Source organism: Paenibacillus sp. LjRoot56, assembly GCF_964253335.1.
GTDB lineage: Bacteria > Bacillota > Bacilli > Paenibacillales > NBRC-103111 > Paenibacillus_E > Paenibacillus_E allorhizoplanae.
In genome coordinates this window covers 1,087,236-1,099,605 of record NZ_CAXURV020000003.1, presented here as the reverse complement: position 1 = coordinate 1,099,605, position 12,370 = coordinate 1,087,236, and the positions used below count along the sequence as shown (strand labels likewise).

The 12,370-nt window shown below is 44.1% G+C and carries 15 protein-coding genes; 6 read left to right on the top strand and 9 right to left on the bottom strand.

Annotated features, from left to right (window positions below):
• Positions 1–34: 34 nt before the first annotated feature.
• The 3 genes from arsC to ACSQ8O_RS23920 are packed head-to-tail and all read right to left on the bottom strand — an operon-like array spanning position 35 to position 2,118.
• Complete coding sequence (arsC, locus tag ACSQ8O_RS23930; RefSeq protein ID WP_056623067.1) at positions 35–463, bottom strand: arsenate reductase (thioredoxin); 429 nt, start codon at positions 461–463, stop codon at positions 35–37.
• Between the two features lie 29 nt (positions 464–492).
• A complete protein-coding gene (locus tag ACSQ8O_RS23925) occupies positions 493–1,785 on the bottom strand; it encodes an arsenic transporter (protein ID WP_436243656.1) in 1,293 nt (430 codons plus the stop codon).
• A 9-nt stretch (positions 1,786–1,794) separates the two neighbouring features.
• Entirely contained in the window at positions 1,795–2,118 is a 324-nt protein-coding gene (locus ACSQ8O_RS23920) for an ArsR/SmtB family transcription factor (RefSeq protein WP_436243655.1), read from the bottom strand.
• Between the two features lie 227 nt (positions 2,119–2,345).
• Between ACSQ8O_RS23920 and ACSQ8O_RS23915 the strand changes: the two genes are divergently transcribed.
• The 3 genes from ACSQ8O_RS23915 to ACSQ8O_RS23905 all read left to right on the top strand — a co-directional run bounded on the left by ACSQ8O_RS23915 (position 2,346) and on the right by ACSQ8O_RS23905 (position 5,142).
• On the top strand, positions 2,346–2,693 hold the full coding sequence (locus ACSQ8O_RS23915) for an ArsR/SmtB family transcription factor (protein WP_436243947.1): 348 nt from the start codon (positions 2,346–2,348) through the stop codon (positions 2,691–2,693).
• Between the two features lie 69 nt (positions 2,694–2,762).
• On the top strand, positions 2,763–3,560 hold the full coding sequence (locus ACSQ8O_RS23910; protein WP_436243654.1) for an arsenite methyltransferase: 798 nt from the start codon (positions 2,763–2,765) through the stop codon (positions 3,558–3,560).
• Between the two features lie 148 nt (positions 3,561–3,708).
• Complete coding sequence (locus tag ACSQ8O_RS23905; protein WP_436243653.1) at positions 3,709–5,142, top strand: PAS domain S-box protein; 1,434 nt, start codon at positions 3,709–3,711, stop codon at positions 5,140–5,142.
• Between the two features lie 51 nt (positions 5,143–5,193).
• Here ACSQ8O_RS23905 and ACSQ8O_RS23900 read toward each other — a convergent pair whose 3' ends face one another.
• From ACSQ8O_RS23900 to ACSQ8O_RS23880, 5 genes are all read right to left on the bottom strand, one after another.
• The gene (locus ACSQ8O_RS23900) at positions 5,194–6,378 is read right to left on the bottom strand and encodes an MFS transporter (protein ID WP_436243652.1); all 1,185 of its coding nucleotides are present in this window, start codon (positions 6,376–6,378) and stop codon (positions 5,194–5,196) included.
• A 274-nt stretch (positions 6,379–6,652) separates the two neighbouring features.
• Positions 6,653–7,021: a winged helix-turn-helix transcriptional regulator gene (locus tag ACSQ8O_RS23895; protein WP_436243651.1), complete on the bottom strand. Its 369-nt coding sequence runs from the start codon at positions 7,019–7,021 to the stop codon at positions 6,653–6,655.
• 42 nt (positions 7,022–7,063) lie between these two features.
• Positions 7,064–7,648, bottom strand: a complete 585-nt coding sequence (locus tag ACSQ8O_RS23890) for a TetR/AcrR family transcriptional regulator (RefSeq protein ID WP_436243650.1) — start codon at positions 7,646–7,648, stop codon at positions 7,064–7,066.
• A gap of 4 nt (positions 7,649–7,652) precedes the next feature.
• Positions 7,653–8,519 (bottom strand): alpha/beta fold hydrolase, encoded by an 867-nt coding sequence (locus ACSQ8O_RS23885; RefSeq protein ID WP_436243649.1) that lies wholly within the window; start codon positions 8,517–8,519, stop codon positions 7,653–7,655.
• Between the two features lie 136 nt (positions 8,520–8,655).
• Entirely contained in the window at positions 8,656–9,099 is a 444-nt protein-coding gene (locus ACSQ8O_RS23880; protein WP_436243648.1) for a VOC family protein, read from the bottom strand.
• 59 nt (positions 9,100–9,158) lie between these two features.
• Between ACSQ8O_RS23880 and ACSQ8O_RS23875 the strand changes: the two genes are divergently transcribed.
• Positions 9,159–10,004 (top strand): helix-turn-helix domain-containing protein, encoded by an 846-nt coding sequence (locus ACSQ8O_RS23875; protein WP_436243647.1) that lies wholly within the window; start codon positions 9,159–9,161, stop codon positions 10,002–10,004.
• Here ACSQ8O_RS23875 and ACSQ8O_RS23870 read toward each other — a convergent pair.
• Positions 10,001–10,570, bottom strand: coding sequence for a YdeI/OmpD-associated family protein (locus tag ACSQ8O_RS23870; protein ID WP_436243646.1), 570 nt, complete (start codon positions 10,568–10,570; stop codon positions 10,001–10,003). The two genes, ACSQ8O_RS23875 and ACSQ8O_RS23870, sit on opposite strands and share 4 nt — an antisense overlap.
• Before the next feature lie 202 nt (positions 10,571–10,772).
• Between ACSQ8O_RS23870 and ACSQ8O_RS23865 the strand changes: the two genes are divergently transcribed.
• A complete protein-coding gene (locus ACSQ8O_RS23865) occupies positions 10,773–11,369 on the top strand; it encodes a TetR/AcrR family transcriptional regulator (protein WP_436243645.1) in 597 nt (198 codons plus the stop codon).
• Positions 11,370–11,512: 143 nt separating this feature from the next.
• Positions 11,513–12,334 (top strand): SDR family oxidoreductase, encoded by an 822-nt coding sequence (locus ACSQ8O_RS23860; protein ID WP_436243644.1) that lies wholly within the window; start codon positions 11,513–11,515, stop codon positions 12,332–12,334.
• Positions 12,335–12,370 lie beyond the last annotated feature (36 nt).

The following is a 12,370-nucleotide window of genomic DNA, read 5'->3' as shown; positions in this document are numbered from 1 at the left end:
TTTCATAGTCAAGCTTTATACTCTATTAATCATGTTACTTGCCTTCCTTCACAAATTGTTCGATCCTGTTTTTAATGGAATCACGAACTTCATGGAATTTAGCAGTAATTTCATCTTCCGTCCCAGTTGCTTTTGCAGGATCGTCAAATCCCCAATGCCATCTTACTGCTTTATCATTTCGAACAACGGGGCAGTTGTCGTTAGCATGACCGCACAAAGTAATGATGTAATCCGCTTGAGCCAAAATTACTGGATCAATCACATCAGAGGTATGGTTCGAAATGTCGATACCAGCTTCTTTCATCGTTGCTACTGCACGTGGGTTTAATCCGTGAGCTTCTAAACCGGCACTTTTCACTTCGTATTTGTCCCCGCCTAAAGCTTTTAAATAGCCATCAGCGATTTGGCTGCGGCATGAGTTTCCTGTGCAAAGAAAATAAACGAAAGGTTTTTTGTTATCCATGGTTTTAGTTCTCCTTTTTTTGTATGGGATTATGCAATAATGTGAAGCCATAAATAAAGTCCTGTAAGTGTAATCAAGAGTGTAGGGACAGTAAGGATGACACCTGTTTTAAAATAATTGCCCCACGTGATTTTTACACCTTTGGTAGACAAAACATGTAACCATAAAAGTGTTGCAAGTGACCCGATCGGTGTAATCTTAGGTCCAAGATCACTTCCTACAACGTTGGCGTAAACCAATGCTTCTCGAATAATCCCATCTGTGTTCGTACCTTTGATGGCTAGAGCATCAATCATAACGGTCGGCATGTTATTCATGATGGAGGATAGTATAGCAGATAAGAAGCCCATTCCCACTGTCGCAACAAACAATCCTTGTCCTGCTATGTTCTCAACCAACTTTCCTAGGGCATCGGTGAGACCGACGTTTTTAAGGCCATACACAACTACATACATCCCGATTGAGAATATAACGACAGCCCAAGGAGCATCTTTGATCACTCGTGTAGTTTCGATTACCTTACTAGATCTAGCCATCCAAATGAAAATCAGTGCCACGAAGCCTGCGATGATGGAAACAGGGATTTTAATAAATCCACTAATCACATAAGCGACGAGAAGGATGCCAAGAATAACCCACGACATTCGGAATAGCCGATGATCTTTGATGGCATCTGAAGGCTGCTTTAATTCCTTCATATCGTAATTCGTTGGTATGTCCTTTCTGAAGAAAACGAACAAGACACCCAAACTTGCCGCCAATGAAAATAGGCTTGGTACAATCATCCGGCTTGCATAGGTGACAAAATCGATACCGAAGAAGTCCGCCGATACGATGTTGACTAAGTTACTGACGACAAAAGGCAATGAAGTGGTATCCGCAATAAAACCACTTGCCATGATGAACGGTAAAATCATATTATCTGGAAGTTTTAACGCTCGAACCATTGCTAATACAATCGGAGTTAGAATCAATGCGGCACCGTCATTGGCGAAAAATGCGGCAACTGCCGCACCTAACAAAATGACATACACGAACATGAGTCTTCCATTGCCTTTCGCAATTCGCGCCATATGCAAGGCTGCCCATTCAAAGAATCCGATTTTGTCTAAAATTAAGGAAATGAGAATTATGGCGACAAAGGCGAGTGTGGCATTCCAAACAATAGAGGTAACCGTCATTACGTCGTTAAAAGACACAACTTGGAAGAGAAGAGCAAGGATAGCGCCACCAGAGGATGACCATCCAATGTTGAGGCCCTTAGGCTGCCAAATTACAAAAGCTAATGTAAGCAGAAAAATAATTACCGCTACGTAAGTCATGGTTTCCTCCTAATCACAACAGTTTAGATCTTTACATGATATTGCGTTTACTTTTTCTTTTTGCGAAGGCAGGTACTGAAAAAACTCGTGCAGAAAGGGTTTATCCTCAATATTTAACGAATAAAAAACCCATTGGCCCTTTTTCGCTTCCTTTACTAAACCACCGGCTTTGAGCTTTCGCATATGCTGGCTCACATTGGGCTGACTAGTTTGTATGAGTTCAACAATCTCGTATACGCATAGCTCACGTTCTTTGAGCAGGGAGAGAATAGTGAGTCTCATTTTATCCCCAAGAAGCTTACATACATCAGATAACATTTCAATTTCAGGCAAAATAACTCACTCCTTTACTATACGTAATCATTTTCTCGACTCAGATTTCACTCGTAAATCATTATATAATTATTCAGTTATATAATAAAAGTTAAGGTTTTGTAAATTATTAACTGGAATAGATTTAAATATATCAAAATAAATTGATTTATATCTTGAATCTTATAATTTTGATGTGTTAAGATATATTCATCAAATAAATTTGATTTAAGGAGGTGCTAAAGGTGATTAAAGAACTTCCTATTTTTTCGAAGGTTGGGAATCAAGTTGATTTTTCGAAATACGAGCTCCAGTTTAAAGCGTTAGCAGATCAGAAACGGTTGCAAATTATGTATGAGCTTACTCAAAAGGGAAGTGTCTGCGTTTGTGATTTAGTTGATATTGTAAACATGCCACAGTCAAAGTTATCGTATCATCTGAAGATATTGCTTGATGCTAATCTGATCACGAAAGAGACCAAGGGTACTTGGAGTTATTATGAATTAAACCACGTAGAGGTTAACCGGTTACTCTCACCCGAATTATGCTGTATCTTCCGAAAAAGCGAAAATCAATCAAGCGAATGTTGCTCGTAACCCACACAGGTGGGTTTTTAAATGATCTATTAATCAAAATTTCTTGATATAACAAAGGAGAGATGATCCATGAGTCAGGTTCAAAATGATGAGGTACGTCAACATGTTCGCAATCGCTATAAACAGATTGCAATCGAGAGCATTCCTAGTTCAGCTTGTTGCTCATCCACTGCACCAGCAACAAGCTGCTGTAGCACACCCGATGAGGTTTCCTCAAAATTAGGCTACTCAAATGAAGAGCTTAATGTTGTTCCAAGTGGTGCGAATCTTGGGTTAGGCTGCGGAAATCCTCAAGCAATTGCCTCACTAAAATTGGGAGAAGTCGTTCTTGATTTAGGTAGCGGTGCCGGTTTCGATGTGTTTTTGGCATCTAAACAAGTTGGAGAACAGGGTAAAGTTTATGGAGTTGATATGACGCCAGAGATGATTAGTCGTGCACGTCAAAATGCACAGAAGCATGGATATGAAAACGTAGAGTTTCGTCTCGGTGAAATTGAGCATTTGCCGATACTGAATGATTCGATTGACGCTATTATTTCAAATTGTGTTATTAATTTGTCACCGGATAAGCAGCAAGTTTTTAAAGAAGCTTATCGTGTATTAAAGCAAGGCGGTCGTTTGGCGATTTCGGATGTAGTAATGACTTCTGAACTTCCGGCAGAGTTAAAAAGTGATCTGAATTCACTAGCTGGCTGCGTTTCAGGTGCATCTACCATTGATGAAGTTATGGTATTCCTGCAAAGAAGCGGATTTCAAAACATTGTTGTTGAACCAAAAGATGATTCTCGAGAATTTATTAAGGATTGGGTGCCAGGCGCAAACGTAGAAAACTATATTCAATCGGCAATAATCAAAGCCATTAAATAACGCAGAATTATAGTTGGGGCTTGCTTCGCGGCAGCTCCTTTTTTGTGTATTAAAGTGACGGAAGTTTAATGTAACTTTATCAAGTGGTAGAATAAACTTAAAAACATTGCAATTCCTTGCAATGTAACTGCTTAATCGGAGGATTCGGATGTTATCTCATTTCAATGACCATAGTCTTTTTTTTCGTGCATTTGAGAAATCTTCAATTGGAATGGCTTTGATATCTTATGACGGACGTTTTTTACAGATGAATCCATCTTTATGCAAAATGCTAGGGTATAGCGAAGGTGAATTACTAAATCTCGGTTTGACATCTGTCAGCCATCCTGAAGATGTAGAAGCGGATCTAGAAATATGCCGTAAATTGGTGCAGGGCGAAATAGATGGTTATCACATAGAAAAAAGATATATTCATAAGTCTGGTAGCCTATTGTGGGGGCTTCTAAATGTTACTGCAGAAAGGAACGAACAGGTTAAGGGTAATGACCTATTCATTTGCACAATTGTAAATATAACAGAACAAAAAGTGAAGGAAGAAGAGTTCAAGAAGATTGAGGAACTGCACAACCTTATTTCTGAACATTCACAAGACGTTATTTTGCGTTTAACGCCAGACGGAATGATTACATATGCCTCGCCAGCTATCCGCAACCAACTCGGATATGCGCCAGATGAGCTTGTCGGAAAATATGCCTATGACTATTGGCATCCAGATGATAGGAACGGTGGCTGGTTACGGCGAGGTAATTCCGATCATTCAGATAGCAGAATATTTATATATCGTCTTCGGCATAAAAACGGTCATTATATTTGGCAAGAATCACACTCTAAAAAAATAAGGAATGCTGCAGGAGATGTTCAACATGTTATCAGTATGGGTCGTGATATAACAGAACGGGTACAGTCCGAAGAATTAATCCGCAGATCAGAGAAACTTTCCTTAGTTGGCGAACTTGCAGCTGGGATCGCCCATGAAATTAGGAATCCCTTGACCAGTTTACGAGGATTTATGCAAATGTATGTGAAAGAAGATATGGATGGTACAAAGAAATTACGCAATGAAGTCATGTTATCAGAAATTGATCGCATTAATGAAATTGTAAGTGAGCTTTTAGTGTTAGCTAAACCTTCAAATGAGGCATTTGAGTTAAGGGACGTGGTACATATATTAAATCACGTTACAAGATTATTGGAAGGACAAGCCAACCTGCATAACGTTCAAATAAAGCTAGAGTTAGATGACAATTTATCATCTATTCAGTGTCAACGCAGTATCAATCAAGTATTTATCAATGTTTTAAAGAATGCGATTGAATCCATGCCTAAAGGTGGAGAAGTGACAATACAAGCCAAGCAAAAGAACGATAACATATACATTCGAATTCAAGATGAGGGTTATGGAATCCCGCAAGAGGAAATAACCAAGATTGGAAATCCTTTTTTTACTACAAAAGAAACAGGAACAGGGTTAGGATTAATGGTTTCAATGAGAATCATCCAAAATCATAATGGGACTATGCGAATCGAAAGTGAAGTTGGGAAAGGGACGATGGTAGAAGTTGTTTTGCCAGTCGTTACATAGCGATATGCTATTCCATGATGCGGTCATTCCAGCGAATGATAGCCAAAACGGTTAAAGGTTATATCCTTTTTTCACCGAAATGGCTTGCGTCATTTTACTCTTCTGGAAGGAGACAATCGCTGCAAGGAAAGCTATAAGTAATGCAACACTTGCGACCCACGGATTATACAAGACCGTTGAATTCAATGTCGCAGCCATGCCTCCCACGCTCGCACCGCTCGCAAGACCTATCTGCGTCACAGAAATGTTCAGGCTTATGATGAGATTAGACGATTGCGGAGCTTTCGCGATAAAGTAGCTTTGCGTAGCCGGTCCCATAATGAACATCGATATGATCCACAATGATAAAAGGGCAATAGCAAGCGGGAACAAGTGGATAGCGAGAGGCAGCAGTAAAAGCGTAACAACATGAAAGATCATGCTAATGACCATTACCGGCACGCTTCCCCATTTGTCAACAGCGGAGCCGCCAATGCGGGAGCCGATTGCGCCGGCAATTCCGAATGAAAGCATGATGATCCCGATATCGGAAGCGCTCCTATGGAGAATTGTATCTAAAAATGAAGATAAATACGTGAACAGGATGGAGTTACCAGCTTCTCTGAACAGGACGAGAAGCAAAGCAGTCAGAATAATCGGATTCCCAAGTATGGTGAATTGCCTGCTGAACGAAACAGGAGCGTCTCCTTGGATTTCCGGTAGCATGAGCATCATGCAGATCATAATGATGAAGCTGCCGGCGGCTAAGAAGAGGAATATCATCTGCCAACTGAATATATGGGTCAGTGCAATTCCAAGGGGTACCCCAAGAATCATAGCGCTGCTGAAACCGAGAATGATCGTGCCCATTGTGCTGCCGATTTTTTCAGGCGGGACCATTTTGGCTGCGGCGCTGAATGCGGCTACAAGCAAGACACCGGAGCTCACTCCCAGTATCATTCTGGATACGATCAACAGTGTGAAACTGGAGCTGACGTATGAGACGAGATTGCCTACTATAAAAACAAGCATGGCGAGGAGAAGTAGCTTCTTTCTTCCCATTCGTGCCGTCAGTGACACGATGACTGGCGTTCCAATAGCGAACGCGAGCGAATAGACAGTAATGAGCTGTCCGGCAAGAGCGACGGAGACATGTAATTGATCAGCTAATACATTCAGAATGCCAGCAATGACCAATTCAGAAGTAGCGGTGAAGAAAACAGCTAGGGTTAGCATGTAAATGACTTTTCGATTCATAGAAATCATTCCCTTTCTCTCGTGTATTCCAGCCTTAGGGTAGGTAGCCCAAGAAGCTGTAGTGATTGTCTAAACACTTGGCCGCGTCCGGTGGAGTGAGTAATTCGATTATATTCGAGTTACTTTATTAAAGTAAGAACGCAAAGTATTTGGACGTAATCCAACCATTTGGATTCGCTTACTTAAAGTAAGTTGATGTTTGTTTATCCACGACAAAAAACCGCTAAGTAGTTATCCACTAAGCGGTTGATTTTATGCTGTTCTATTCAGATCTTCAGTCAGTAGGTTCCTGTTCTTGCATCGTACTACCCCACTTCTGGACCCATTTGTCCATTTCCTTCAAAGCCAATTGAAAATCGGTGCCCTTCTCCGTCAGCGAATACTCAACGTTTACCGGGACAGTAGGATAGACCTTGCGGTGCACGAGACCGTTTTTTTCCAAGTGTCTGAGAGTATCGGTGAGGGATTGGGTCTTGACGATGGATAGGTTCCGCTGAAGCTGATTAAACCTCTGTGGTCCGTTAAGCAGTTCTTCAAGAACAAGGAAGGCCCATTTGGCGCCAAGAATCTGCAGTACCTCACAGATACTGGAACCGGCTTTCTCCTTGGAGTTGTTGTTATGACTGCTGGCTTGTTCGTCCATCGGAATACTCCTCCTATAACAAAATCCAATTATTATTTTGTATTATCTCTTTTCAACAAATCTCAATAGCGTATCCACTTGGGGAGTCACATATCCTTTGCCTAAAACCATCACACCGGAAAGAATTGTAAGGTAGCTTGCGATCAATTCCTCCAGATCCCCATCCGCGACTTCCCCTCTTTGTTGTCCTTCCTCAAATAAAGGCAGTAAACGTTTGACGTAGACATCTACCGGGTACTTTTGAATCAGTTGGCTGACTTCTTCAGGAACCTCTTCAAAATTCCGTGCCCGATGGAGCAGCATAAAATACGGAGCTCCGCTCTCATCGAGCATGCCTTGTGTTAGGATTTTAATTTTTTCGATCGGAGATCCCGTCAAATGGCTCAAATTGTCCATTTCTTGCATCGATGCTTCAATTGCTTCGCGGACCAGGGAGGAGAACAGTTCTTCCTTCGTTTTAAAATAATGGTAGAATAGCCCATGGCTCACACCTGCTTCTGCGGTTATCAGGCTAATTTTCGTGCCTGGAAGGCCGCGCTGGGCAAAAATTTTGACTGCAGCCGACGTAATCTGCTGTTTGCGTTCTTCGTAAATTTTTTGAAGTTGGTCTTCCTTTAAACGCGGCATATATTCAATCTCCTTCGGAAATAAGAAAAAAGTTGGTAAGCAGGTTCACTATCTGGTCAGGCCCGCCGTCATTCTCTGGACCAAAATGGTCCAGTTTGTTCACGGTTTCCAATGTCGACAGTGCAATCGTTCGGTTTAATTCCTTCATCATTTCTTTTGTAGAGTCTGAGCTCTTGCCCCCTTGAATCAACAACATATCAGCATGGATACTGTTGTAATTCAGATAAGAAGAAGAGAGCCGCTGCACCTCACGGTGCTCATGTAAATTTTGCGGAAGTAATTGGGCGGTTTTACTCCAATGGTTTCCGCGTACCATGAGCTTCAAGATGAGTTTTGCATACCAATAGGGGAGCCGCGTTAAAGGGGTATGGCCCATCCCTCTTACGAAATGTGCAAATGCCCCATGTCGATCATTCTTGAGCATCGCTTGCTCGTAACGCAGCATCCAAGCGTCGTCCATCGGATTAATCAGCACGCCAGGTTCATACAAAGCTACTTTGGTGATTGAAGCGTCCATTCTAGCCAGCTCTAGAGAGACAAGCCCACCATAACTATGTCCAATCAAATAATCGGCGCCTGTCGCTTCCCGAATCGCTTGAACATCTTCACATTCTTTATTCATAGCATACTCTAGACCCTGAGGACCACTCAAGCCCCGGCCTCTTCGATCCATGAGGTGAACGGTAAAAGAGTGAGAGAGAGCAATGGCTAAACGAGTATAATCATTCGAATCCCTTAATGCAGCATGAACAAGTATGATTCCAGGACCTTTGCCGATCGATTTGTATCCAATCCGTGTTCGGTCACTCGACAGGATCTCGCACTGCTGAAACAAGCTTCTTTTATTTGGAAAATCCTTTGAGGTTGGCATATTTGATGACCTCCTTTTGATTGACTGTGTCAGTCAATTAAAATATATTGCATGAAGCCATTGTCTGTCAATGGTTTTTTAGAGGAGGAGGATGCGCCAAGTTGTCTTTATCGCGATTGTGTAACTGGCGGCATGTTTATTCGCTCTGCTCCTGCTGCATGGCGCTCCATACTTCCCGATAATGCGGGCTGTGAATCAAGCCGATAATGTTACCGAAAGGATCTACCACCGAAGCCGTGAACCAATTCACGCCACGCTCCGTCAGCGGTTCGTACTCCGTGGCGCCGAGCTCTTTCAACTTCCCCAGCATGCAGGCAACGTCATCCACGTGCCAGTACAGTGTCGCGCCACCCGCACCTGCCATATTAGCCGCCGGAGGTGAGTACTTCTTATCGATGATGCCGAGCTCGTTCTGATAATCGCCGATCCGGTACTCGATATACGCGGGAGTTTCCGGATTCGGAGCTTGAAAATAGGGCTCCGCTCCGAGAAGTTTCGTATACCAAACTCTCGCTTCATTCACATCCTCGGCCCAGAAGCTAACATTGGCCATTCCTCGTAAAGTCGTTGCATTCGTCATTGTTCATATCTCCCTTATTATGGTAAATTGGATGGTATATACTGATTGTAGGTGATGTCATGGGTACTGTATTACAAAAATCCGCATCCGGCTATAAGTCTCTCGGGCAAATGGATCCCGCTGGTTTCGAGTATCACATCGCGTTCGATACGTATCAGCCGCCAGCTGGCTTAACGGCGTTCGTCCTTCATTTCTGGACGATTCGTTGGCACAACACGACCGGCCAACCCTATATTTCCGAACAGGTCATGCACCGCCCCTACGTTGACGTATTCGTCTCCCTGCCGGAATCGGGCATCCAGTGCTCGTTCCGGAATCGGAGGGACTACGAAGCGTCTGGCAGCGGTCGCATTATTGGCGCGAGGCTTCATCCCGGCGCGTTCCACGCGTTCCGGAACGGATCGCTAGCGGGACTGCACAATGGGACGATCGCTTTGCAGGATATTTTCGCAGATGCAGATCAAGCTTTCGTTGAACACACGCTTTCCTTGGACGATGCTGCCGCCGTTGGCGCGCTGGCCGATCTCTTGCAAGCCCGAAACCCGCAAAACGACCCTCAAATCGCGATCGTGAGCCGCATTATTGAAGCAATCGAAAAGGATGGTATGCAGACCGTGAAGGAAGTGGCGCAATGGTCCGGGATGAGCGAGAGGTGGCTCCAGCAGTTATTCCAGGAATACGTCGGCATCGGGATCAAGTGGCAGCTCCAAAGGAATAAGTTGCTGCAAGCGGCTTCGTCCATTCGCGTATACGATGTTCCTGATTGGGCGGATATCGCTTACGAACTTGGTTACAGCAGTCAGCAACACTTCATCTCGGACTTCAAGCGCGTTTTGGGTAAGACGCCGGCGCAATACAAAAGAGAACTCCGCGCTCCTGCATCGTCCACACGCGATCAAGTTTAACGAGTCTCTTCCAGACTAGCGATCGCATTCCGCAACCGAGACGATCGGACTTCGGCAGTTGCTGCTTTCAGGATAGGCAGGAACAAGGTGTATTGGGTGGTCTTGTCAAGCTGGTGGAATGCCTGCTTCGCTTGCGCGTGATCCTCTAGCGCGGCCGCGAGATCCGGCGGAATAGCCGCGGTCTTCTGGGATTCGTATGCGGCATCCCATCGCCCGTCAGCCTGCGCGAGGTGAATCTCCGCGTAACCGCGCTCCTTCATTTGTCCGGTCTCGATCAACTGCTGCGCTTTCTTCAAGTTGACCAAGGACCAAGGGCTCTTTGAGCGCCGAGGAGAATACCTTTGCAGATAATATCGTTCGTCGAATGACCGCCGGTGACTATCGATCCATCCGTAACACAGTGCGCTATCGAGCGCTTCCTGAATGGTGATCGACGGGATTCCCGATCCTTTTTTGGCAATCCGAAGCCATGCCTCGCCTTGTTGGTCACTATGCACCATCAGCCATGTCTCCCACTCCCTGGAGCTGGTAAAATCGATAAAATCTACTGCATCTGATGCAGCCATTTGCCTCGTGCCCCTTTCAAATTCGTTTCGTTATTTCTTCTTTCTACTCTCAAGATACCAATATTCAAACGCGGCGTATTACAAAAAACCGCAGAGGACGGCGCAACATCAACAGAGGTGTTACAGAGGATTGACTTAAGCCATGCTTTGTTATAAGATTAGAACGATCATTCGATCTAATGTGAACGGAAGGAGGCAGAACATGTTCGAACGATACAACAAAGTTCAGAAGGCGGTCTTGGAGACAACGTTGCATCTGATCATCGACCGGGAGTTGCAGGCTACATCGATGTCATTGATTGCCAAGGATTCTGGTGTCTCAACAGGAAACATCTATCATTACTTCAGCAGCAAGGAAGACATCATTAATGAGCTTTACAAGGCTATCGTCCTGTTCAACGGTGAGTTCGTAACGAAAGACCTGAACCAGGCAGATTCCGTAAAGGAACGGTTCCATCTGGCTTGGAGAAATGTATTCGACCTAGGTAGGAAGTATCCGAAGGGTTTTCGGTTCATTGAGCAGTACTCGTTCTCACCGTATATTTATGAGCAGACCAAGGAGGAAGCCATCAATGGTGGCTGGTGCGGGCCGCTTGAGAAGCTATATCAGCAGGCAGTCAATGAAGGTATGTTCGTCGCGCTAGAGCCGCGCATGATGGTTCAGATGCATTACGGTTCCATCGTTTATCTTCTGAAGTTATATCAGCGAGATTCTCAGGACCTTACAGAAGAAGTCGTCAATCAAGCAATTCTCGCCTGTTGGAACTCGGTGAGCAAAGAAAAAGGTTCGAACAGTTAAGTTCAGCCTACTTCTTTTATCACTTATAGATCGAACGTTCGATATAATTATTGTTGTGAATCGCCTCTTTTAATAATGGATAACACCCTTTATAGAATGAACGTTCATTCTTAAAGATCTAAATGAGAATTGGAGGAATTATTATGCCAACAAAAACAATTTTTATTACGGGAACTAGCACGGGGCTAGGCAAGCTGACGGCAATTCATTTTGCGAACCTCGGCTGGAATGTCGCCGCGACGATGCGCACCCCGGAAAATGAAACGGAGCTGATTGCATACGAGAATGTGAAGCTTTTCAAACTGGACGTTACGAACTTGGCGGAAGTCCATTCTGCCGTCGATGATGCGATTGCGGCCTTTGGGAAAATCGACGTCGTCGTCAACAACGCAGGAATGGGTGTCTATGGGGCACTGGAATTGGCTTTGGAAGAGACGATCGATTGGCAATATGACGTGAACGTTCGTGGACCGATCAATGTCATTCGAAAATTTGTACCGCATTTCCGAGCCGTAGGTGGAGGCATGTTTATCAATATTAGTTCTTTCATGGGTTTCACAACGGCGGTTCCACTTGGCTCCTTGTATAACATGTCTAAATTTGCACTGGAAGGCTTGACGGAAGGGCTGTATTACGAGCTCAAACCGTTGAATATCGAGCTTCGTCTCATCGAACAAGGCGGCTCTACTGGCAACAATTTTAAGAATAACATCCGATGGAACAAAGACGAGAGCATCACGGCTTATGACGACCTAATGAATAAAATTACCACGTTGATGGATAGTAGTGATAGCAGTAATTTGGATGATCCGCAAATCATCGTCGATGCCATCACGGCTCAAGCCATCGGAGAAAGCAAACAATTCCGGACGGTCATTGGTGAGGCAGGTAATAACTTGTTGGCGCTACGGAAGTCGCTTCCTATCGAGGAATACTTGGAAACGATGTTGCAAAGCTATAAATAACGTATTATAAGTAGCGGCCGATCCTAGTGGATCGGT

What these genes read in the sequence shown, in the direction of transcription:
- ACSQ8O_RS23890 (WP_436243650.1), bottom strand. Translation starts at nt 7,648, where the DNA reads ATGCCGCGTTTAAAGGAAGACCAACTTCAAAAAATTTACGAAGAACGC.
- ACSQ8O_RS23880 (WP_436243648.1), bottom strand. Translation starts at nt 9,099, where the DNA reads ATGACGAATGCAACGACTTTACGAGGAATGGCCAATGTTAGCTTCTGG.
- arsC (WP_056623067.1), bottom strand. Translation starts at nt 463, where the DNA reads ATGGATAACAAAAAACCTTTCGTTTATTTTCTTTGCACAGGAAACTCA.
- ACSQ8O_RS23875 (WP_436243647.1), top strand. Translation starts at nt 9,159, where the DNA reads ATGGGTACTGTATTACAAAAATCCGCATCCGGCTATAAGTCTCTCGGG.
- ACSQ8O_RS23860 (WP_436243644.1), top strand. Translation starts at nt 11,513, where the DNA reads ATGCCAACAAAAACAATTTTTATTACGGGAACTAGCACGGGGCTAGGC.
- ACSQ8O_RS23910 (WP_436243654.1), top strand. Translation starts at nt 2,763, where the DNA reads ATGAGTCAGGTTCAAAATGATGAGGTACGTCAACATGTTCGCAATCGC.
- ACSQ8O_RS23925 (WP_436243656.1), bottom strand. Translation starts at nt 1,785, where the DNA reads ATGACTTACGTAGCGGTAATTATTTTTCTGCTTACATTAGCTTTTGTA.
- ACSQ8O_RS23905 (WP_436243653.1), top strand. Translation starts at nt 3,709, where the DNA reads ATGTTATCTCATTTCAATGACCATAGTCTTTTTTTTCGTGCATTTGAG.
- ACSQ8O_RS23870 (WP_436243646.1), bottom strand. Translation starts at nt 10,570, where the DNA reads ATGGCTGCATCAGATGCAGTAGATTTTATCGATTTTACCAGCTCCAGG.
- ACSQ8O_RS23895 (WP_436243651.1), bottom strand. Translation starts at nt 7,021, where the DNA reads ATGGACGAACAAGCCAGCAGTCATAACAACAACTCCAAGGAGAAAGCC.
- ACSQ8O_RS23885 (WP_436243649.1), bottom strand. Translation starts at nt 8,519, where the DNA reads ATGCCAACCTCAAAGGATTTTCCAAATAAAAGAAGCTTGTTTCAGCAG.
- ACSQ8O_RS23865 (WP_436243645.1), top strand. Translation starts at nt 10,773, where the DNA reads ATGTTCGAACGATACAACAAAGTTCAGAAGGCGGTCTTGGAGACAACG.
- ACSQ8O_RS23900 (WP_436243652.1), bottom strand. Translation starts at nt 6,378, where the DNA reads ATGAATCGAAAAGTCATTTACATGCTAACCCTAGCTGTTTTCTTCACC.